The organism is Brachybacterium alimentarium (assembly GCF_002332425.1).
Taxonomy (GTDB): domain Bacteria; phylum Actinomycetota; class Actinomycetes; order Actinomycetales; family Dermabacteraceae; genus Brachybacterium; species Brachybacterium alimentarium.
Genome location: NZ_NRGS01000005.1, coordinates 246012 through 266922, shown reverse-complemented (window position 1 = coordinate 266922; position 20911 = coordinate 246012). Strand labels below are relative to the sequence as shown.

18 protein-coding genes are annotated in these 20911 nt (G+C 70.4%); 7 read left to right on the top strand and 11 right to left on the bottom strand.

Features of this window, described 5'->3' with window-relative positions; genetic code table 11:
* Positions 1-145 precede the first annotated feature (145 nt).
* Positions 146-967 carry an HAD hydrolase family protein gene (locus CIK71_RS04455; protein ID WP_096163962.1) on the top strand — a complete coding sequence of 274 codons (822 nt, stop codon included), beginning with the start codon at positions 146-148 and terminating at the stop codon, positions 965-967.
* 25 nt (positions 968-992) lie between these two features.
* Here CIK71_RS04455 and CIK71_RS04450 read toward each other — a convergent pair whose 3' ends face one another.
* The 5 genes from CIK71_RS04450 to sucC form a co-directional block, all read right to left on the bottom strand.
* Positions 993-1817 carry a hypothetical protein gene (locus CIK71_RS04450; protein WP_096163961.1) on the bottom strand — a complete coding sequence of 275 codons (825 nt, stop codon included), beginning with the start codon at positions 1815-1817 and terminating at the stop codon, positions 993-995.
* A 194-nt stretch (positions 1818-2011) separates the two neighbouring features.
* Positions 2012-2953, bottom strand: a complete 942-nt coding sequence (locus tag CIK71_RS18150; protein WP_176485541.1) for a C40 family peptidase — start codon at positions 2951-2953, stop codon at positions 2012-2014.
* Between the two features lie 190 nt (positions 2954-3143).
* The gene (locus CIK71_RS04440; RefSeq protein ID WP_096163959.1) at positions 3144-3863 is read right to left on the bottom strand and encodes a metal-dependent transcriptional regulator; all 720 of its coding nucleotides are present in this window, start codon (positions 3861-3863) and stop codon (positions 3144-3146) included.
* A 284-nt stretch (positions 3864-4147) separates the two neighbouring features.
* Complete coding sequence (gene sucD / locus CIK71_RS04435) at positions 4148-5038, bottom strand: succinate--CoA ligase subunit alpha (RefSeq protein WP_096163958.1); 891 nt, start codon at positions 5036-5038, stop codon at positions 4148-4150.
* Between the two features lie 12 nt (positions 5039-5050).
* Positions 5051-6220, bottom strand: a complete 1170-nt coding sequence (sucC, locus tag CIK71_RS04430; protein ID WP_096163957.1) for an ADP-forming succinate--CoA ligase subunit beta — start codon at positions 6218-6220, stop codon at positions 5051-5053.
* Between the two features lie 197 nt (positions 6221-6417).
* Here sucC and CIK71_RS04425 point away from each other — a divergent pair, with 197 nt between their 5' ends.
* The 4 genes from CIK71_RS04425 (at position 6418) to CIK71_RS17445 (ending at position 11509) form a co-directional block, all read left to right on the top strand.
* Positions 6418-6720 (top strand): hypothetical protein, encoded by a 303-nt coding sequence (locus CIK71_RS04425; RefSeq protein ID WP_096163956.1) that lies wholly within the window; start codon positions 6418-6420, stop codon positions 6718-6720.
* 14 nt (positions 6721-6734) lie between these two features.
* Positions 6735-7418 (top strand): hypothetical protein, encoded by a 684-nt coding sequence (locus CIK71_RS04420; RefSeq protein WP_176485540.1) that lies wholly within the window; start codon positions 6735-6737, stop codon positions 7416-7418.
* Positions 7419-7505: 87 nt separating this feature from the next.
* On the top strand, positions 7506-10430 hold the full coding sequence (locus tag CIK71_RS04415) for a multicopper oxidase domain-containing protein (RefSeq protein ID WP_338022860.1): 2925 nt from the start codon (positions 7506-7508) through the stop codon (positions 10428-10430).
* A 26-nt stretch (positions 10431-10456) separates the two neighbouring features.
* Entirely contained in the window at positions 10457-11509 is a 1053-nt protein-coding gene (locus CIK71_RS17445; RefSeq protein WP_114355761.1) for a GNAT family N-acetyltransferase, read from the top strand.
* On the opposite strand, the gene CIK71_RS04405 is transcribed toward CIK71_RS17445, so the two are convergent.
* A complete protein-coding gene (locus CIK71_RS04405) occupies positions 11506-14385 on the bottom strand; it encodes a UvrD-helicase domain-containing protein (RefSeq protein ID WP_096163954.1) in 2880 nt (959 codons plus the stop codon). The two genes, CIK71_RS17445 and CIK71_RS04405, sit on opposite strands and share 4 nt — an antisense overlap.
* A 108-nt stretch (positions 14386-14493) precedes the next feature.
* A complete protein-coding gene (locus CIK71_RS04400) occupies positions 14494-14838 on the bottom strand; it encodes a hypothetical protein (RefSeq protein ID WP_096163953.1) in 345 nt (114 codons plus the stop codon).
* A 60-nt stretch (positions 14839-14898) separates the two neighbouring features.
* Here CIK71_RS04400 and CIK71_RS04395 point away from each other — a divergent pair, with 60 nt between their 5' ends.
* Positions 14899-16113: a lysylphosphatidylglycerol synthase domain-containing protein gene (locus tag CIK71_RS04395; RefSeq protein WP_241964145.1), complete on the top strand. Its 1215-nt coding sequence runs from the start codon at positions 14899-14901 to the stop codon at positions 16111-16113.
* 172 nt (positions 16114-16285) lie between these two features.
* On the opposite strand, the gene CIK71_RS04390 is transcribed toward CIK71_RS04395, so the two are convergent.
* Positions 16286-17308, bottom strand: a complete 1023-nt coding sequence (locus CIK71_RS04390; RefSeq protein WP_096163952.1) for an alpha/beta hydrolase — start codon at positions 17306-17308, stop codon at positions 16286-16288.
* Positions 17305-17535 (bottom strand): BldC family transcriptional regulator, encoded by a 231-nt coding sequence (locus CIK71_RS04385; RefSeq protein ID WP_096163951.1) that lies wholly within the window; start codon positions 17533-17535, stop codon positions 17305-17307. The genes CIK71_RS04390 and CIK71_RS04385 overlap by 4 nt, the downstream gene beginning before the upstream one ends.
* Before the next feature lie 358 nt (positions 17536-17893).
* On the opposite strand from CIK71_RS04385, the gene CIK71_RS04380 reads away from it, so the two are divergent.
* Positions 17894-18091: a DUF3073 domain-containing protein gene (locus CIK71_RS04380; RefSeq protein ID WP_096163950.1), complete on the top strand. Its 198-nt coding sequence runs from the start codon at positions 17894-17896 to the stop codon at positions 18089-18091.
* 157 nt (positions 18092-18248) lie between these two features.
* On the opposite strand, the gene purM is transcribed toward CIK71_RS04380, so the two are convergent.
* Both purM and purF read right to left on the bottom strand, forming a co-directional pair.
* Positions 18249-19397 (bottom strand): phosphoribosylformylglycinamidine cyclo-ligase, encoded by a 1149-nt coding sequence (purM, locus tag CIK71_RS04375; RefSeq protein ID WP_096163949.1) that lies wholly within the window; start codon positions 19395-19397, stop codon positions 18249-18251.
* Positions 19394-20905, bottom strand: coding sequence for an amidophosphoribosyltransferase (gene purF, locus CIK71_RS04370; protein ID WP_096163948.1), 1512 nt, complete (start codon positions 20903-20905; stop codon positions 19394-19396). The genes purM and purF overlap by 4 nt, the downstream gene beginning before the upstream one ends.
* Between the last annotated feature and the right edge of the window lie 6 nt (positions 20906-20911).

Sequence of the window (20911 nt, the reverse complement as noted above, 5' to 3'; positions counted from 1 at the left end):
AGGACCGCTGGCCCGCTGGCCACCATGGATCGCATGGGTCTGGTCACCGAAAGCACTGTCGTGCCTGGCAGCGCGGTCCCGGTCCCGACATACTGGAGCAGCGGTCGGAGCCCTTCGCCCGCATCTGACCAGGTACGGAGGACCCATGACCCCACGGCACGCCGTGTTCATCGACTTCGACGGAACTCTCGCCGAGCACGGAGTGGCGCCGCACGAGCACGCTGAGGCGGTGAGGGCGGCACGCGCCGCCGGGCACGCCATCCTGCTGTGCACGGGTCGTCCGGGATCGATCGTCGCGCCCGAGGTCGCGGAGCTGTTCGACGGCGTCATCTCCTCCGCAGGGGCCCATGTGCAGGTCGAAGGGGAGGTGCTGCGCGACGATCGGTTCCCCGAGCCGCTGGCACGTCGCGCGGTCGAGCTGCTGAGCGGCTACGGAGCCACCTTCGCTCTCGAGTCGCCCGAGGCCCTGTGGTGCACCCCGGACTCCGCGGCACGGATCCGTGCCCGGCCGATCATGCCGTCCCGCCCCGGAGGCTATGGCCGAGGCACGCAGGACATCATCGATGCCGTCCGCGTCCCCGAGGACCTCGTCTCCTGCTCCTTCGCGAAGATCTCCCTGTGGGGCTCCCCGATCCCGGTCGAGCAGCTCGCCGTGGAGCTCGGTCCGGACGTCGGCGCACTGCCGAACTCGATCGCGAGCGATGACACCGCCTCCGGTGAGATCCACCTGGTGACGATCGACAAGGCCGACGGGCTGCGGCAAGCCGCCGCTCACCTCGGCATCGGCCTGTCCGAGACGGTCGGGATCGGTGACGGGATGAACGATCTGGGCATGCTACGGGTCGCGGGCACGTCCATCGGGATCGAGGGGTCCCGTCCGGAGATCCTGGCGGTCTCGGACTTCACGGTTCCGCGCCCTGCCGACCTCGGGATCCTCCCCGCCTTCGAGCGTCTCGGTCTGATCTGATCCGACCCCGCCCGGTCCGGGCGGGTCAGCTCCTGCGGCGGAGCCCCACCAGCACCAGGCCGGTCGCCGCGACGAGTGCCCCCGCTCCCAGCATGATCACGCTCTGGGGCAGGAGATCAGCTCGGAACTGCTCCTCGAAGACCTGCACGATCGGCCCCAGGAAGGTCGCCTGGTCGACCTTGTCGGGCACGACCGTGTCGATCGAGCGCGAGAGCGTCAGGGCCGCGAACCCGGCGCAGATCGCCCCGATGCCGGCGAGGGTGACCATCGTGCGGCGGTGCGCCGCGATCACCAGGGCCAGCACCGCGAGGACCAGCGCGATCGGTCCGAGACGCGGCGCCCAGGGCGTCAGTGCCGTGGCATGGGTCAGCAGCGGCACGTCCGGGATCCGGGCCAATGTGATGGTCGCGCTGTCGGGCCGCGGGATCTCCACCAGCGGCACGTTGTCCTCGACCCCGGTGAGCACGGAATCGATCACCGGCGCCAGGTCCACATCGAGGTCCGAGGCGCCGGGCGTGAACAGTGCGCCGTGCAGCTCGACCATCGCCACGTCCCAGAGCGTCCCGTAGCCGTCGGTGTCGGTGAGGCGGTTGCTCTGTTCCTGCAGCACCGGGGTGATGCGTTCTGCCAGCCAGCCGGGCACGTTCCCGCCCTCGAGGATCTCCTCCACCGCGCTGTCGGTGAGGGTGCGCTGCAGCTCGGGGTCGTCCGCGAGCGGCTGCGTGATCTCGAGGAAGCCGTCCTCGTCGACGACGTGGTCGCTGAACCAGACGGCAGGCAGCCAGAGCGCCCCCAGGATCATGGCGGCGATCAGCAGCAGGACGGCGAAGAAGTCACGAGCGGTGGTCACCCGGATACGGTACCGGCCGGCCCTGGGTGCGTCGGCGGGCGTGGGCCCGGGCCGCGACCGGTGGGGAGCTCTCTGCGGTCCGGGCACGGCGGCAGCGCCCGGCCCAGGAATGCACCGGGAACGGGAGCGGCCCCGTCTCACCGAGGTGAGACGGGGCCGTCAGCGGGGTCCAGGGCTGGACGCCCGAGGGGGAATCAGCTTCCGACGCGGATGAAGGTCCAGCTGCCGGAGTAGATGTTGCGCTCGGAGGTGTCCACGCGGGAGTTGCCCGCGTCGACGAAGGTGTTGCCTCCGACGTAGATGCCGATGTGGCCCGGCTTGTAGACCAGGTCGCCCGGCTGCGCCTCGGAGCGCGGGATGACCGTGCCGGCGGCGGCCTGGTCGGCCGCACCGCGCGGCAGGTTGATGCCGTGCTGTGCGTAGACCCACTGGACGAAGCCGGAGCAGTCCCAGCCGGAGGTCGAGGTGCCGCCGTAGACGTAGGGGGTGCCGATGCCGCTGCGGGCGGTGGCGAGGATCGAGCTGCCCTTGCCGGCGGACGGCGCCGGGCTGGACTTCTCTTCCTTCTTCTCCTCGGACGAGCTGTTGTCAGAGGAGGAGCTGTTCGAGGAGTCGTCGCGGCTGGAGCGCTCGTTCGAGCGATTCGCGGAGTCGTCCTCGTCGCGGGTCTCGGTGGTGTCCTCGGCCTGGTCCTGGTCGTCGGCCTGGTCCTGCTCGTCGGCGCTGTTCTCAGCCTCTTCCGCGGCGGCCCTCTCAGCGGCTTCCTGCTCGGCAGCACGCTCGGCCGCGGCCGCGGCGATCTCCTCTTCCGTGGGCCCGACCTTGACGGAGAGCGTTCCGGCCGCAGGGGTCAGCTGCGGAGTCTCTTCCTTCGCCGTGGACGATGCCTTCCCCTGAGCAGGGATCGAGGTAAGCGTGGTGGCCGGGGCGGCGACAGCGGGAATCACGGCGGAGGCGGCCTGCGGCGCGCCTTCGGCCTGGGGTGCGTCGGCCTGCGGCTCGGCGGTCGCCGCAGCGGCACCGCCGAAGAGCATCGCGGCGGCCATGGCGGCTCCGGCGGAGGCGCGCCCGGCGCGGACGGCAGGCGTCACCGTGCGCATGGCGCGGCGGTGAGTGTTGTTCGCAGTCTTCGACACGTTTCGGCTCCCAGCCCCAGGCATCAGCCCCGCGCTTCGCAGCTCTTCCCTACTCCGTATCCGGTGCGCGGTGGGGCTCTCCAGACGGAATGCCGCGGCTCGGACGCCTCGGCACGTGTACGACCTTAGGGGGTGGGACCTCGCCTCGTCGCCCTGACAGAAAGGTCTGGGGAAGAGTTTGACGGAGCCTTTACCCAGCGACCGTCGGCGTCACATGGAGTTGGCCGGCGACGACCTCGGAGACCGCGACCTCTCCGCCGACGGGGCCGCGCAGGACCACCGTCCCGGCAAGCCTCTCGGCCTGCACGTCGGCGCCAGGAACAATGCCCTGACGTGCAAGTTCTCCAAGCAGTTCGACGTCGCTCTGAACCCGCTCGCCGATCCTGCGCAGGCAGACCTCGACCGTCTGGCCGTCCTCGACGGCGTCGATCAGCTCTCGGGTCGCCGAAGCAGAGTCTTTACCGTCCTCGGTGGTGCCCGTCTCGCTGATGCCGAGCGCCGACAGGCCCGGGATCGGGTTCCCATAGGGATCGACGTAGGGCGGCTGGAGCTTCTCCGCGAGGCGTCGCTCCACCTCGAGGCTCATCACGTGCTCCCAGCGGCACGCCTCCTCGTGGACCAGGGCGTAGTCCAGCCCGATCACATCGAGCAGGTGGCGCTCGGCCAGGCGATGCTTGCGCATCACGTCGACCGCGACGTCGGTGCCCTGCTGGGTCAGTCGGATACGGCGCTGATCATCGAGGTGCAGAAGACCGTCGCGCTCCATGCGGGCGACGGTCTGGGAGACCGTCGGGCCCGAATGCCCCAGCCGCTCCGCGATCCGGGCGCGCATCGGTGCGACCCCCGCCTCATGGAGCTCGAACACCGTCTTCAGGTACATCTCGGTGGTGTCGATGAGATCTCCGCTCACGGGGTCCCCTCCTCAGTAGGCATATGGCAGCTCGGGACAGCTTAGTCCGAGACACGGACGTTCCGCTCCGAGATCGCGGCAACGAGCCCGGTCGGTCGCCGCAGGATGCGTCCCGATCACGTGCAGCCCGTCCTCCCACGGTGGTCCCTCCCCGAGAGATCCCCGTGGGACGGATGCTTCTGGAGGGAGGCCGGACACGGCAGTGCCCCGGATCCGTGGAGGGATCCGGGGCACTGCTCGTCGGGCTGCTCGGCCTCAGCTGATCCGACGTCGAGCGTGACCGCTCAGGCCAGGCCCTTGACGATCTCGCGCATCAGGTCAGCGGTCTCGGTCGGGGTCTTGCCGACCTTGACCCCGGCGGCCTCGAGGGCCTCCTTCTTCGCCTGGGCGGTGCCCGCGGAGCCGGAGACGATGGCGCCGGCGTGGCCCATGGTCTTGCCCTCGGGGGCGGTGAAGCCCGCGACGTAGCCGACGACGGGCTTCGTCATGTTGTCCTTGATGTACGCCGCGGCGCGCTCCTCGGCGTCGCCGCCGATCTCGCCGATCATCACGACGCCGACGGTCTCGGGATCCGCCTCGAACGCCGCGAGGGCATCGATGTGGGTGGTGCCGATGACCGGGTCGCCGCCGATGCCGATGGCGGTGGTGAAGCCGATGTCGGCCAGCTCGTACATCATCTGGTACGTCAGCGTGCCGGACTTGGAGACCAGACCCAGCTTGCCGGTGCCGGTGATGTTCGACGGGGTGATGCCCGCGTTCGAGACGCCCGGGGTGATCACGCCGGGGCAGTTCGGCCCGATGATGCGGGTGGTGCCCTTGCCCTGGGCGTAGTTGAAGAACTCGGCGGAGTCCTTGACCGGGATGCCCTCGGTGATGATCACCAGGAGCTCGATCGCCGCGTCGATGGCCTCGAGCGCGGCGTCCTTGGCGAACTTCGGCGGCACGAAGACCACCGAGACGTTCGCGCCGGTGGCCTCGATGGCCTCGGCGACGGAGCCGAAGACGGGCACCTCGGTGCCGCCCTCGAAGGCGACGGACTGGCCCGCCTTGCGGGGGTTGACGCCACCGACGATGTTCGTGCCGGAGTCGAGCATGCGCTGGGAGTGCTTCATGCCCTCCGAGCCCGTCATGCCCTGGACGATGACCTTGCTGTTCTCATCGAGAAAGATAGACATGTCGGGTCCTGCTCACTTTCCTGCGGCGGCGAGCTCGGCAACCTTCGCGGCGCCGCCGTCCATGGTGTCGGCCTGGGTGACGAGAGGGTGGGCGAAATCGGCGAGGATCTGGCGACCCTCCTCGACGTTGTTGCCGTCGAGGCGCACCACGAGGGGCTTCGTGGCGGCGTCGCCGAGCTTCTTCAGGGCGCCGACGATGCCGTTGGCGACCGCGTCGCACGCGGTGATGCCGCCGAAGACGTTCACGAACACTGCGCTGACCTGCTCGTCACCGAGGATCACGTCGAGACCGTTGGCCATCACCTCTGCCGAGGCGCCACCGCCGATGTCCAGGAAGTTCGCCGGCTTCACGCCGTGGGACTCCCCCGCGTAGGCGACCACGTCGAGCGTGGACATGACCAGGCCTGCACCGTTGCCGATGATGCCGACCTCGCCGTCGAGCTTCACGTAGTTGAGGTCCAGGGCCTTGGCCTTGGTCTCCAGCGGGTCCTCGGAGGCGGTGTCCACGAGGGCTGCGTGGTCCTCGTGGCGGAAGCCCGCGTTCTCGTCGAGGGTGACCTTGCCGTCGAGCGCGATGATCTCGCCGGAGCCGGTCTTCACCAGCGGGTTGACCTCGACCAGCGAGGCGTCCTCCTCGCGGTAAACGTCCCACAGCTTCTGGAGCACGGGGGCGACCTTCGCGCCGGTCTCGGCGTCGAACTTCGCCGCCTCCACGATCTCCTTGGCCTTGGCCTCGTCGATGCCGACGTTGGGATCGACGGCCACACGGGCGAGGGCCTCGGGCCGCTCGACGGCGAGCTGCTCGATCTCCATGCCCCCCTCGACGGAGCACATGGCGAGGTAGTTGCGGTTGGCCCGGTCCAGCAGCAGCGAGAAGTAGTACTCCTCGGCGATGTCGGCACCGGCGGCGACCATCACGCGGTGCACGGTGTGCCCCTTGATGTCCATACCGAGGATCTCGGAGGCCTTCTGCTCCGCCTCCTCGGAGGACTTGGCGACCTTCACGCCACCGGCCTTGCCGCGGCCACCGGTCTTCACCTGGGCCTTGACGACGACGACCGGGGTGCCGAGCTTCTCGGCACCGGCCTTGGCAGTGGCAGGATCCTCCGCGACTACTCCTCCGAGCACGGGAACACCGTGCTTCTCGAAGAGATCGCGGGCCTGGTATTCATACAGGTCCACGGGGTTGCATTCCTCTCGGTATCGGCAGAGGGCGGCTGGCCGTCGCGGCCACGATGCCACCCCTGGGAACGCTCTCAGCGTATCCCTTCCTGAACAGGTCATGGCACACGGCGGCCAGGGTGCGCCCAGTCTCACGTCCCGGGACCGGACGTGGGCCATCCCACGCCCCGTTCAGCTCGCACGGATAGCATGGACGGATGAGTCGACGATCCCGCAGCCTGGCCACGCGCGTGCGTGAGCATCTTGGATTCAGCGTCGTCGCGATCGGTGTCCTGTTCATCGTGCTGCGACTGCTGGGGGTGCGCTCCACCTTCGCGGGCTTCGCGCTGTCCGTCGGGATCACGCTCGCCCTGAACGTCGGCCTCTCGTACTACAACGACCGCCGTGCCCGGAACCCCCGACCGCAGCAGGCCACCCCGCGAGGCGGCGGGGACATCCGCTGGCGCGAGGACGACCGTGGGGACCGCCCCGTGACCCGTCGTCCGCGCGACGACCGCTGAGTCGAGGAGACGCCATGGCCGATTGGAAGACGTACGCGAAGGCTGCCCGCAACACGGCGCGCAAGCAGGCCCCCGGAGCACGCGATGCCGCGCAGCGCACCACCGCGCGGGCGAGCGGATATGCCCGAGCCGCCGGCCGCGCCCTGGATGAAGGGCTCCGCAACCGTGACCCCGACGCCGCGCCGCGCTCGGACGACGGGCCACGCGATGACGTCCGGCGCGATGCCCCGCGACACGACGCACGACGGGACGACACCCGACGTGAGGCGTCTTCCCCTCCCACGGCCACTCGCGAGGAGGCCCCCGGAGCACGGGAGGCAGCCTCTCCCGACGCGGCGGCCCCCCGGAACAGCTCCCGGTCGTTCCGCGATGACGCGAAGATCTACGCGGCCGTCGCCGGCCGCACCGCACAGCGCGCCGGGAAGCAGGCGCGTGAGGCGGGCATCGGCGGGCGCATCGGCCGGGCCGTCCGCGACGCGCTCCTCATCGGCGTCTCCCTCCTGGTGATCTGGGGCGTGCTGTACGCCGCCGGGCTCCCGATCCCGTTCGGCGCCGTGATCATCGCGGTGGTGATCATCGTCCTCATCGCTCTCGCCGGCGGTCTCTACGCCCAGTTCGCGCGCGACCGGAAGGGCGCGACCGCGCAGTCGGAGTCAGAGTCAGAGGCGGAGGCGGAGCAGCACCCGTCCGAGAACTGAGGGCGGACCGGGCGGTGCGCACCAGCCGCTCGGCGTCCAGGGACCTCCGCCCCGCCACGGCACCGTGCCTGGTCGTAGTCTGGAAAAGTGCCTGAGCTCTCCTCCGCCCCCTCCCCCTCCGCACGTCCGGAGCGCCCCGCCCCGAGCCGTCGGTCCTGGCATCGCCGGGCCGCCCGACCAGTCACCTGGTGGATGCTCGCGCTGATCGTGGTGGTCCTCGTCCACCCCTGGATCCCCCAATCGCGCTGGCTCATGGTGCACATGGTGACCCTCGGTCTGATCACCACCTCGATCATGGTGTGGGGTCAGCACTTCACCGAGGCTCTGCTGAAGACCCGTCTCGGGGACGAGACCCGCGCCCGACAGGTCACGCGAATCCGCCTGCTGACCGCGGGCATCGTGGTGACCATCGCCGGCATGCTCCCCTCCTGGCCATGGCTGGTGCTGCTGGGCGCGCTGATGGTCTCCGCCGCGCTCGTCTGGTACGCGATCGCGCTGGGTCTGCAGGTCAAGGCCGCGCTCGCACCGCGATTCGTCTTCACCGTGAAGGCCTACATCGCCGCCGCATCCCTGCTGCCGCTCGGTGCCGTGCTCGGGTCGCTGCTCGCCTTCGAGGCCGGGGAGCCCTGGCAGGGCCGGCTGCTGCTGGCTCACCAGATCCTCAACGTCCTGGGGTTCGTGGGGATCACTGTGACCGGCACGCTCCTGACGCTGTGGCCCACGGTGCTGCGCACCCGCATCGATCTCCCTGTGGCGCGCCGGGCCGCACACGGCACGACCGGGATGCTGATCGGCGTGCTGGGTGCTGTCGTCGGGGCGCTGCTGGGCTCGCCGATGGTCGGCGTGATCTTCCTGCTCGCCTACGCGGCGTCCTTCGGCTGGGTCGTCACGACGCTGGTGCGGCTCAGCATCCAGTCGGCCCGGCAGGAGCGGACGGTCCCTCTCCCACGGTTCCCCCTGCTCTCGATCGCCGCCGGGGTGGCCTGGTTCGCCGTGGCCCAGCTGGGGCTGCTGACGCTGTGGTGGCGTCATGCTGACTCCCCGCTGTCCAGCTCCCTGCTCGCCGCGGACGTCCAGCAGCTCACCGCGCCCTTCGTCGCCGGTTTCCTGCTGCAGGTGCTGCTCGGGGCGATGAGCTACCTCCTGCCGGTGACGATGGGCGGTGGGCCCCGGGCACTGAAGGGCTCGCTCGGCATGATGAGCCGCTTCGCGACGGCCCGCGTCGTCGCCTACAACCTGGTGGTGGCGCTGGTCGTGCTCGCCGGTGCCGACGGCACCGTCGCGGACGGCGTGTTCTCGATGCTGACCCTGGGCACTGCGCAGATCGCCGACGTCGGTTCCTGGACCCGCATCCTGCTGTCCCTGCTGGGCTTCGTGGTGCTGGTGAGCTTCCTGGTGCTGATGATGCTCGCGGTGCGCGCGAGCGTGCGACTGCGCCGCGAATCGCTGCCGACCCCGGGGATCGGTGCACCGAGCGCCTCAACGCCTCCGGCGTCGCCAGCGGCCCCGGCACCCTCAGCGACCCCAGCAACCCCGGCAACCCCAGCAACGTCAGCCTCGTCAGCCTCGTCAGCCTCGTCGAAGCCTCCGGCGTCCCCGGCAGAGCGCACCGTGAACCGTCGTGCCCTGTCCGGTGTGCTCGTCGGCATCGGCTCCGTGCTCGGCGTCACGGCCCTCGGCACCTCGCTGGACCGCTCTCTCGGAACGAGAGCCGGCGGCGACGACGGAGCAGGCGTCTCCCCCGCAGGGTCCGTCACGCCCACCGGCGAGACCACCACGATCGCCGTGAGCATGGCGGAGATGCGGTTCTCCCCCGACGTGCTCGAGGTGCCCGCGGGGGATTCCCTCGTGATCGAGCTGAGCAATGACGACGAGCAGGACGTGCATGACCTGGTGCTCGCCTCGGGCGTCTCCTCCGGTCGGCTGCGCCCCGGGGAGTCGACGACCGTGGATGCCGGAGTGATCGAGCACGATCTGGACGGCTGGTGCTCGATCGCCGGCCACCGCGCGATGGGCATGACCCTGCAGGTCGTCACCGGTGAGCGCGGCTCGGAGCATGACCACGCGGCGAACATGACCGGTGCGGACGAGCTGGCCCGCATCCCCCTGGACCTCCAGTCGGCTCCCGGCGCGGAGCACACGCTGTACGACGCCCGCCTCCCCGAGAGCAGCGGTCCCGAGCAGCGCCTCACGCTGGAGGCGGTCGATGTCCCCGCCGAGATCGCCCCCGGTCTGGTCATGGATGCCATGACCTATGCCGGCACGGTCGTGGGGCCGGTGATCCGCTCCGAGCTCGGCGCCCGCCTCACCGTGGATCTCGTCAACCACGGCGCGATGGGACACTCCCTGGACCTCCACGCCGGCCAGGTCGCCCCCGATCAGGCGATGCGCACGATCGCTCCGGGCGAGAGCCTGGAGTACGCGATCACCACCGACCATGCCGGCGCATGGCTGTACCACTGCTCCACGATGCCGATGAGCGTGCACGTCTCCGCCGGCATGCTCGGCGCGCTGATCGTGCCGCCCGCAGGTCTCGCCGCAGCGGACCGCGAATACGTGCTCGTGCAGTCCGAGCACTACCTGGTCCCTCCGGGCGCCCCCGGAGCCGCGGAGACGATGCACGAGGGCGCGCTGCCGGTGAGCTCGGCGAAGATCGCCGCGGAGCAGCCCGATGCCACGGTCTTCAACGGTCACGCCACGCAGTACCTGGACGCACCGCTCGTGGCGAAGGTCGGCGAGCGGGTGCGCGTGTGGGTGGTGGCGGGAGGACCCTCACGAGGAGTGTCCTTCCACGTCGTCGGCGCCGTGTTCGACACCGTGTTCAAGGAAGGTGAGTACCTGCTGGCCCCGGAGAACGAGAACGCCGGAGGCGCCCAGGTGCTGGACCTCGCCTCTGCCCAGGGTGGCTTCGTGGAGATGGTCTTCGAGGAGCCCGGCACCTACACCGCCGTCAACCACTCCATGGTCGAGATGGAGCGCGGAGCGCGGGCGCTGATCACCGTCACCGATTGACGGATGCGCCCACCTAGACTCCGGCCATGGCCTTCACCGTTCGCCCGCTGACCACCGACGATGCGGACGCCGTGCACGCCCTTCTGCGCCGCTCCTCCGACTGCCGCCGAGAGATGAGGCGCCGCGATGCGACGATCGAGGACGGTCTCGGCCTGCTCGGCCCCTGCGTCCCGCTTGAGGGGTCCGGGGCGAGGTGCACGCACGGCCTGCTCGACGCGGAGGGCACGCTGCGCGGGATCTGCGAGACGGTCTCCCACTGGCCCGCGCCGGGAACAGCCCACCTCTCCCTGCTGCTGGTGGACGGTTCGGCCCGGGGCCGCGGGCTGGGACGGCTCCTGCACGACAGCGTGGTCGCCCAGCTGCGGGCCGACGGGGTACGGCGCCTGCGCACCGACACGCTCACGGCCGCTTCCCCAGGCGTCCCGAGCACCGCGGAGACCGAAGAGACTGAAGAGACTGAAGAGACTGAAGAGACTGAAGAGACTGAGGGTCCCCGAGAGCGGGACCCCGTCGGCTTCTGGGAGCACCTCGGATATAGGCCGACGGGCGCACCCCTCGCCGCCCTCGACAGATCGGTCGAGCACCCCGCACGGACCTTCCTCCGCGAGCTGGTGCCGGTCGTCCCGGAGCCACGCGCCGGTCTGCATCATCTGGAGCTGTGGACCGCTGCCCTCGCAGTCACCGCGCCGAGCTGGCACTGGATGCTCACCACGCTGGGCTGGACGGCGGAGCCGGTCCCGGGCTGGGACACCGGGAGGATCTGGCGTCACGACGACGGGTCCTACCTCGTGCTCGAGCAGTCCCCCGACACGCTGGGACGGCGCTCCGAGCGACGCGGCCCCGGGATGAACCATGTCGCGTTCACCGTGAGATCCCGCGCAGAGCTCGACGCCCTGCGCGCCGAGGCCCCGGCACACGGCTGGACCGAGCTCTTCAGCGGTGCGTACCCGCACGCCGGCGGGCCGGACCACACCGCCTGGTACGGCGAGGACCCGGAGGGCATCGAGGTCGAGCTGGTGGCAGCGGTCGTGCCGGCAGCTGCCCCGGACGGTGCGGCCGAGGACTCCTCGCGGAGCTAGAGCTTCGTCATCGGCGCGTAGCGCAGCAGCAGGCGCTTGGTGCCGTGGGGCGGTTTGAACTGCACCTCGATCTGGGTCTTCTCGCCCTGGCCGGAGACCTCGGTGACCGAGCCCATCCCGAACGTGTCGTGGGTGACACGGTCGCCGACGGCGAGCTGAGGCATCTGCGCCGCGGAGACCGGCTTGCGCCCCGAACCGAGGCTGGGACGCTTCACATCGCTGCGTCCGCCGCCGAGTCCTCCGCTGAAGGACGGGCCGCGCTGGTCGCCCGCGGAACGGAATCCACCGCCGTAGCTGCTCGACCCGGAGCCGCCGAAGCCGGCACCGCTCAGCGAGGACCCGGCCCGGGCGACGTCGAGCACGCCCTCGGGGATCTCGTCGAGGAACCGGCTGCCCGGCATGAACTGGGACTGTCCCCAGGTGGATCGCATCTGGGCGCGTGTGAGATAGAGCCGCTCGCGGGCACGGGTGATGCCCACGTAGGCCAGACGCCGTTCCTCCTCGAGCTCGTCGGGATCCCCCAGCGTGCGGTTGTGGGGGAAGGTGCCGTCCTCCATCCCGGTGAGGAAGACGACCGGGAACTCCAGGCCCTTCGCGGTGTGCAGGGTCATCAGGGTGACGAACTGGTCCTCGGAGCCGGGGATCTGATCGGCGTCGGCCACCAGGGCGACCTTCTCCAAGAAGCGGTCCACCAGCGAGGCCTCAGGGTCGTCCGGGGCGTTCAACGCTGCATCCGGCGCAACGTCGGCTCCCGGTGCGACGTCGGCTCCCGGTGCGACGTCGGCTCCCGGCCGGGCCTCCGCGTCCGGCTGCGCAGCTGCAGTCCCGTCCGCCTCCGCAGTGACCGCGATGCCCGCCGCTGCGGCAGGCTCCGTGACTGTCGCGGCGGCGTCCTCGTCCTCGTCCTCGGAGAGGGCTTCGAACTCGCTGGCCGCGGCGTCGGCGGCCTCCGTCTGCGCTTCGAACTCCGCGGCGACGCTGATCAGCTCGGCGAGGTTCTCCAAGCGCGATTCGTCCTGCGGGTCATCGCTCCCCTGCAGCTCGGCGTAGTAGCCGGAGCGCTGCAGGATCGCCTCGACCAGTTCTGCCGGGCCGTCGCCCCGCTCGGCCATGTCCTGGAGGTCCTCGAGCATCGCCACGAAGCTGCGCACCGCGTTCAGCGAACGGGTCGCGATTCCGGGAGCCTCCTCGGCCCGCCGCAGCGCCTCTCCGAAGCTGATCCGGTCGCGCTCGGCGAGCATCGCGATCGCCGCCTCCGCACGGTCGCCGATACCGCGCTTGGGGACGTTGAGGATCCTGCGCAGATTGATCTCGTCGGCCGGATTGGCAAGAACCCGCAGGTAGGCCATTGCATCCTTGATCTCACGGCGCTCATAGAAGCGCGTGCCGCCGACCACGCGATACGGCAGGCCCACCCGGATCAGCTGGTCCTCCAGGGCACGCGACTGCGCATTGGCGCGATAGAAGATCGCGATGTCCCCGGCGGAACGGCCGTCGTCGACCAGCGCGTCGATCTGGCGCCCGATGTAGCGGGCCTCGGCCTGCTCGTCGTCAGCCACGTAGAGGGTGATCCTGTCGCCCTCACCGTGGTCGGTCCACAGGTTCTTCTTGCGCCGGCCCTGGTTCTCCTCGATCACCGCGTTGGCCGCGGAGAGGATGTTCTGGGTGGAGCGATAGTTCTGCTCGAGCACGATCGTGCGCGCGGAGGGGAAGTCCTTCTCGAACTCGACGATGTTGCGGATCGTCGCACCGCGGAACGCGTAGATCGACTGGTCGGAGTCGCCCACCACGGTGAGGTCGGCGCGCGGGTCCTCCCCCACCAGCTCGCGGACCAGCTGGTACTGGGCGGTGTTGGTGTCCTGGTACTCGTCCACCAGGAGGTGTCGGAAGCGGCGACGGTAGCCCTCGCGGATCCCCGGGTTCTCCCGCAGCAGCGTCACCGTCAGCCCGATGAGATCGTCGAAGTCCACCGCGTTGGCCTGCCGCAGCCGCTCGGTGTAGTTCGTGTAGATCCGCGCGAGCGTGCGTTCGAAGGGGTTCTTCGCGCTCTCGGCCTGGTCGGCGAAGTCGATCGGATCAGTGAGATCGTTCTTCAAGGAGGAGATCCGCGAGGCCAGGGCGCGCGGCGCGTGCTTCTTGGTGTCCAGCTCGAGATCCTTGGCGATCGTCGTGATCAGGCGCAACGAATCGGCGCTGTCGTAGATCGTGAAGGAGCTCTTGAGCCCGGCGGCCTTGGCGTCGCGCCGCAGGATCCTCACGCAGGCGCTGTGGAAGGTCGAGACCCACATGCTGCGAGCGACGGGGCCCACCAGTTCCTCGACGCGCTCACGCATCTCGGCGGCGGCCTTGTTGGTGAAGGTGATCGCGAGGATCTCCCCGGCCATCGCCTCCCCGGAACGCATCAGGTGCGCGATGCGACGGGTCAGCACACGGGTCTTGCCGGAGCCGGCGCCCGCGACGATCAGCAGCGGGCTGCCGCGGTGCTCGACGGCCTGCAGCTGAGCGGGGTTCAGGCCGTCGGCGAGCTCGGACAGGATCGCCGGATCCACTCTGCGTGGCATCCAGGGTCCGGGCGTCACGGACTCGCGGTCTGCGAGCTCTGCAGGGTGCGGACCGTCCCCGAGAGGCTGCGCGTCGCGGCGCAGAGGCGCTTCGTCGAACGGCGGCTCGTCCTCGTAAGGAGGCTCGTCCTCGTAGGGCGGTTCCTCCTCAGGAGGCGGCTCCTCCTCGGTGAGCTGTCCAGTGAAGCTCCCTCCCCGGGACAGCGCATCGCGCCCGTCGGCCCCGTCGTGCTGCGAGGTCGACGGGGTCACCTTCACACCGTCGAGGCGGCGGAAGGAGTCCGGCAGGGAGAGATCGTCGAAGAGTGAGCTCATGAGGTCTCCAGGATAGGCACGGGACCCGACAGCGCGTGCGCCGCCAGGTCCGGTGTGGACGGCGGGACGTCGGTGGAGGATCGATGGATCCGCACGATCCGAGGAGGGTCAGGCGCCGATGCGGAACACCGCGACGATCACGTTGAGCACGATCGCGGTCGGGATGCCGAACCAGACGAGGGAAGGGGTCTCCTCGCGGCGGCTGATCGCCACGACGGAGAAGATCGCCGCGATCGCCGCGAACAGCAGCTTCAGGGCGAACCACAGATGACCGGTGCCACCGGTGGCCATGGACAGCCCCATCATCACGATGCCGATCACGAGGGCGGTGGCGGACGCGTGGGCGATCGCCTTGTTCGGCTGCCGGGTGCCGGCGGCGGCGACCCACAGCCCGAGCGCCACGGCCCAGGAGAGCAGGTGGAGGACGACGAGAACCGAGAGCACGAAGGACATGCCTCCACGATACGGGGACGCACCTGAGAGCTGCCCTCCCCCACATGCGAGAATCGCCGCATGTCAGCGGCATCCGACGGCTCCCCCGACTTCCCACGCGCGGCCGGCTCGTCCGGCTCGTCCGGTGCATCCGGCCCCGAGGGATCCGAGGGCTCCGCGGAGCGCGACGGCACCGCGGGTTTCGAGGAGCGCCACGACACTGCGGGTTCCGTCGGCTCCGTCGGGTCGGCCGTCCCCTGGGTGCCTGCAGACCTCGACCTCGCCGAACGCCCAGGCATCCCCGCCTCGAAGATCGTGCTCGGCGCCCTGTCGCTCGTACTGGTGCTCGTGGTGCTGATCTGGGCGCTGCCCTGGGCGACCGGCGCGAGCTGGGCGCAGATCTTCGGCACGCTCGCCGGGGCTCCCGTCTGGGCCGTGCCCGCGGTGACGCTGCTCGGGGCCGCCGCCCTCGTGCTCGAGACGGTCACCGTGCGCACTGCCGTGACCGGGTCCCGCTATTCCTCCGCTCTGCTCGGGCACACCGCGTCTGCCGGACTGGGTCTCGCCCTGCCCGGCGGGTCCGTGCTGGGTCTCGGGTTGATGGGGTGGATCCTGCGCCGCGCGGGCCTCACGATCCCGGTGATCCTCACCGGGATCATCGCCGCCTCGCTGGTCGAGATGGTGACCACCTCGATCCTCGTCCCCCTCCTGGGACTGGGCGCCTACGCCGTGAGCTCGACGCTCGGCATCACCGGCCTGTCCCTGCCCGGCGCGCTCTGGGCCGCCCTGATCGCCGTGCTGGGTGCCATGGTCGCCCTCGCCCTCCTCGTGGTCGTGCTGCGGCGGGGATCCCTGGCCGGGATCCTCGGACGGCTGGACGGCCTTGTGCCCGCGCACGTCGCCGCCGGGATCCTCACCCAGCGCAACGCCCTGGTGGAGATGCTGCGTCAGCGGCCGCTCATGCTGCTGCTCCCCACGCTCGCCGCACGGGCTCTGCAATGGACGGCGCTGCTGCTGGCGATCCACGCCGTCGGTGCCGACGTCCCACTGCTGCTCACGGTGGCCGTGTTCGCGCTGGGACGGGTGATCTCGCTGGTCCCGATCACCCCCGGCGGGGCCGGCATCGCCGAGACCGTCGGTGCTGCCGCCCTGGTGGCCCTGGGGGTCGGAGCGGCCGACGCCGCCGCCGCGATGCTCCTGATGCTGGTGACGACGCTGGTGGTGCCGCTCGTGGCCGGTGCCGTCAGCACCGCGATCGCCTTCACGCTCCCGGCCGTCCCCCGCCGAGGAGCCTGACCGCCGCGAGAGCTGACTTCGGCCGGATCCTGCCCCGCCGGGCCACGGAGCGCCCGAGCCAGGATCCCCCTCGTCGTCATACTCAGGCGTGTGGATCCGTCGGGTGCACGCGGAGAGCGGCGGAGAGCGCGAGCGAGGACTGCGAGGATTCCTCGGCGCTCGTCGTCGGCGGTCAGGGACCGATCGACTCCAACCAGTCATCGAGGATGTGCACGGAGCGGGCACGCGCGTCGGCGTCCGAGAGGAAGACATCGTGGCGAGCTCCCTCGATCGCCTCGATGCGCACCTGCGGGCCCAACCTGCTGGCGGCCGCAGCAAGGCTCCGCACATCGAGCACGGAGTCCGCCCGACGCATGCCCTCGGTGAAGCGCGTGCCGATCCTGGTGCGGGTCGAGTGCAGCACGAGGACGGGGATCGTGAGCGGGCCGGCCGCCCGCAGGCGACGCTGCCCGTCCATCACGGCGGCGAAGGTATCCGCCGGGAAAGGGTGTCCCCGGGGCGGTTTGAGCGAGAGGTCGTAGTCGTACCGGCCGCCGAAGTCGCGGTGGGTGGTGCGGGCGTAGTGCGTCGAGCCGGGCGGGAGTATCGGCCGTGCCCGCAGCCGCTCCGCGAGCAGGCGGACGGGCCTCGACGCGACAGTGCGTGTGCCCGGCCCCAGGTGCATCTCGAGCCAGGGGGAGTTCAGCGCCAGCCCACGGACCGTCCCGGGTCGGCGCTGCGCCCAGAGCGCGGCGATCAGGCCACCGGCGGAGTGGGCCAGCAGGATCGGCGGCCGGTCACGGCCGATGATGCGCAGCGCCTGTCCGATCTCCTGGTCGTATCTGCTGAGGTGGTCCACCGACGTGGGCGTCTGGCCCGGCAGCAGGCTGCGACCGTGCTTGCGCAGGTCCAACGCCCAGACGTCATGCCCCCGCGCTCCGAGATGCTCGAGCAGGCCGCGATCGAAGACGTAGTCCGACCAGCCGTGAAGGACCAGTACGGGAGGAAGCTCCTCTCCCGAGCGTCCCGTTCGGGCGCCACCCTCGGTGTTCGTCTCCTCGTGATCGGACCGCGCCCGATCGTCCCCGGACCGCTCCCGGCTGTCGTCGGACCGGTCCCGGTGGATGAGGGTGGCGACCACCGGCCCTTCGGCGTCGGACCCCAGCTCGAGCCGGATCGCCGAATACCCCTCGCCGAGGACCGTGTCCGAGCTCACTCGTCGTCGGTGCTGTTCCGCAGCAGGTCGATGACCTCGTCGCGACGGTAGCGGCGATGGCCGCCGAGGGTGCGCATGTAGGTCAGCTTCCCGGCCTGTGCCCAGCGTGTCACGGTCTTGGGGTCGACGTGGAACATCTTGGCCACCTGCGCCGGGGTCATCAGCTCGGCGCCGGGCGGCACGCCGGTGTCGGCGCTCTCACGCTCGGGGTCCGGAGATCCGTTCATGTGCTTGCGGCCTTTCGGAGCTGGAGGTCCAGGAGAGCGCGCCGGATGGAGTGGCGCGGTGCTCCTCCGCGGCCGCGGACACGGCCTACTGACGAGTCACGTCCCAGAAACATACGACGCGAAGTGTCAAAAGCCTAGACGGTCACCGCGCGGCACTGGTAAACATCTGGCCTGGGTCGGCCCAAGATCGAGGTCGTTCCTCTCCACCGGCCCGACGCCTATGAAGGGATGTCGGGCACGTCCGGGTGCCCGGGGTTCGCCGGAAGCGAGACCTTGCATGTACTCTTGGGTTCCGAATCAATGCCATCTTCCGGGTCGACAAGAACACCCGGCAGCCGACGCACAGGGGGTCAGATCCATGGGTCGCGGCCGACAGAAAGCCAAGCACACCAAGGTGGCACGGGACCTGAAGTACTACAGCCCGCCGACGGACCTGACCGCGCTGCAACGAGAGCTGCAGTCTCAGCGGAGCGAGTCGTCTGCCGACGGCGAGGACCTGGCCGAGAACAACGACGACTGGGCTGACGAGGACGCACCGTCCGCCCATCGTCGCTGAGGACGCACCCGCAGCTGCAGCATCCTCCGGACAGTACCGGGGACGTCGCAGATCCGGGACGCAGGAGCATCGTCCGCACTCATCGGCTGGACCCGTGACCATGTTCGAGGGCCGACCCGTTCCGGGTCGGCCCTCGAACTGTCTGCGGAGCCGTTCCTCAGGCCCAGCCCGGGTGCTGTCCGGCCAGGAGCACGGATCCGCCCTCGACGCCCTTGGCGCCGGCGATGACCCGTTCGAGCGTCGACCCGGGCTCGGGCAGCGAGTCCTCACCGACGACCTCGCCGATCACCCGTGCACCGAGCCCCCGCTCGGCGAGCACGGCGATCGTGGCGTCGGCCTGCTCCGCGCTCACCAGAGCGACCATGCCGATCCCCATGTTCAGCGTGCCCTCGAGATCGAGCTGGGGCACTGAACCCCAGCGCGAGATCTGCGAGAACACGGCGCCCGGCTCCCAGCGGGAGCGCTCGACCCGTGCGGCCGAGCCTCGCGGCATCACGCGAGCCAGGTTGGCCGCGAGGCCACCACCGGTGACGTGGCTGAGCGCGTGGACAGCGCCTGCGGTGCGCGGGTCGGCGAGCACGGCGAGGATGTCGGCGGTGTAGATGCGGGTGGGTTCGAGGATCTCCTCGCCCAGCGTGCGACCGAAGTCCTCGACGTGGGTGTCCAGGGCGACGTTCTGAGCGCCGATCACGGCACGCACGAGCGAGTAGCCGTTGGAGTGCAGGCCGGAGGCGTCCATCCCGATCACGACGTCGCCGTGGCGCACGCGCTCCGGTCCCAGCAGCTGGTCCGCCTCGACGACGCCGACGGCTGCGCCGGCCACGTCGTAGTCCTCGGCGGCCATCAGGCCAGGGTGCTCGGCGGTCTCGCCGCCCACGAGCGCGCAGCCCGCGTCCCGGCAGCCCTCGGCGATGCCGCGCACGATGTCCGCGATGCGCTCGGGGACCACCTTGCCGCACGCGATGTAGTCCGTCATGGCCAGCGGTGCCGCGCCCACCACGACGATGTCGTCGACGACCATGCCGACGAGGTCGCGGCCGATGGTGTCGTGCACGTCCATCTCGCGCGCGATCGCGATCTTCGTGCCGACGCCGTCGGTCGAGGAGGCCAGCAGCGGACGCCGGTAGTCCTTCAGCGCGCTGACGTCGACGAGGCCGGCGAAGGCGCCGATCCCTCCGAGCACCTGCGGGCCATGGGTCGCCGAGACGGCCTCCTTCATGAGCTCGACGGCGCGATCGCCGGCGGCGGTGTCCACACCGGAATCGGCGTAGGTGATCGCGGGGGCGGTGGGGTCCGTGGTGTTCATGCGTCCTTCCCGACGGCGATGGAGCGGTTCTCGTCCTGTGACGAGCTGTCCTCTCCCGAGGTGATGATGCCCTGGGCACGGGCGACCGGTTCGGGGAGCGTCACCGGGTACTTCCCCGAGAAGCAGGCGGTGCACAGGGAGTCGGCGGGCTGGGTGGTCGCGGCGACCATCCCCTCCTCGGAGATGTATCCCAGCGAGTCCGCGCCGAGCGAGCGGGCGATGTCCTCGATCCCGAGGCCGTTGGCGATCAGCTCCGCCCGGGAGGCGAAGTCGATGCCGTAGAAGCAGGGCCAGCGCACCGGCGGCGAGGAGATCCGCACATGCACCTCGGCCGCGCCGGCCTCCCGCAGCATCCGCACCACGGCGCGCTGAGTGTTGCCGCGCACCACCGAGTCGTCGACGACGACGAGGCGCTTGCCGGCGACGACCTCGCGCAGAGGGTTCAGCTTGAGCCGGATGCCGAGCTGGCGGATGGTCTGCGAGGGCTGGATGAAGGTGCGGCCCACGTAGGCGTTCTTGACCATGCCCTGGCCGTACGGGATCCCGGACTCCTGGGCGTAGCCGATCGCCGCGGGAGTTCCGGATTCCGGGGTGGGGATGACCAGGTCGGCCTCCACGGGATGCTCGCGGGCGAGCTGGCGGCCCATCTCCGCGCGCGATTCGTTGACGCTGCGGCCGGCGATGCGGGTGTCGGGACGGGCGAGGTAGACGTACTCGAAGACGCAGCCCTTGGGCTTGGCGGGCATGACCTGCTCGGAGCGCAGTCCCTGCTCGTCGATGACGAGCATCTCGCCGGGGGCGACCTCGCGCACGAAGCTCGCACCGCAGATGTCCAGAGCGGCGGTCTCGGAGGCCACCACCCAGCCGCGCTCGAGCCGACCCAGCACGAGCGGACGGATCCCCTGCGGGTCGCGCGCCGCGTACAGCGCGGTCTCGTCCATCAGGGTGAAGCAGTAGGCGCCGGCGAGACGCGGGAGGACCTCGCGCAGGGCGTCCTCGAGGGGCCCTTCGGTGTTCAGCAGCGCCGTGACCAGCGCGGTGTCCGTGGTGTTGCCACGCGCGAGCTCGCCGCTGCGGGGCATGCCGTGCCGCTCACCGATCAGCGCCTGCAGCTCCTCGGTGTTGATGAGGTTGCCGTTGTGCGCGAGCGCGACCGTGCCGTCCGGTCGCGGGCCGAGCGTCGGCTGGGCGTTGGACCAGATGGAGCCGCCGGTGGTCGAGTACCGGGTGTGCCCGATCGCGATATGACCCTGGAGCGCCTCCAGGGAGGCCTCGTCGAACACCTGCGACACCAGGCCCATGTCCTTGTAGACCAGGATCTGGGAGCCGTCGGAGGTTGCGATGCCCGCCGATTCCTGCCCTCGATGCTGCAGGGCGTAGAGACCGTAGTAGGTCAGTTTCGAGACATCCTCACCCGGGGCGAAAACGCCGAAGACGCCGCAGGAATCCTGCGGGCCCTTCTCGCCGGGGAGCAGGTCGTGGGAGAGATTTCCGTCGCCGCGTGCCACCGCACC

Coding starts and splice junctions, on each gene's coding strand:
- CIK71_RS04455 (WP_096163962.1), top strand. CDS start 146: ATGACCCCACGGCACGCCGTGTTCATCGACTTCGACGGAACTCTCGCC.
- sucD (WP_096163958.1), bottom strand. CDS start 5,038: ATGTCTATCTTTCTCGATGAGAACAGCAAGGTCATCGTCCAGGGCATG.
- CIK71_RS04425 (WP_096163956.1), top strand. CDS start 6,418: ATGAGTCGACGATCCCGCAGCCTGGCCACGCGCGTGCGTGAGCATCTT.
- CIK71_RS04420 (WP_176485540.1), top strand. CDS start 6,735: ATGGCCGATTGGAAGACGTACGCGAAGGCTGCCCGCAACACGGCGCGC.
- CIK71_RS17445 (WP_114355761.1), top strand. CDS start 10,457: ATGGCCTTCACCGTTCGCCCGCTGACCACCGACGATGCGGACGCCGTG.
- CIK71_RS04405 (WP_096163954.1), bottom strand. CDS start 14,385: ATGAGCTCACTCTTCGACGATCTCTCCCTGCCGGACTCCTTCCGCCGC.
- CIK71_RS04400 (WP_096163953.1), bottom strand. CDS start 14,838: ATGTCCTTCGTGCTCTCGGTTCTCGTCGTCCTCCACCTGCTCTCCTGG.
- CIK71_RS04395 (WP_241964145.1), top strand. CDS start 14,899: ATGTCAGCGGCATCCGACGGCTCCCCCGACTTCCCACGCGCGGCCGGC.
- CIK71_RS04385 (WP_096163951.1), bottom strand. CDS start 17,535: ATGAACGGATCTCCGGACCCCGAGCGTGAGAGCGCCGACACCGGCGTG.
- CIK71_RS04380 (WP_096163950.1), top strand. CDS start 17,894: ATGGGTCGCGGCCGACAGAAAGCCAAGCACACCAAGGTGGCACGGGAC.
- purM (WP_096163949.1), bottom strand. CDS start 19,397: ATGAACACCACGGACCCCACCGCCCCCGCGATCACCTACGCCGATTCC.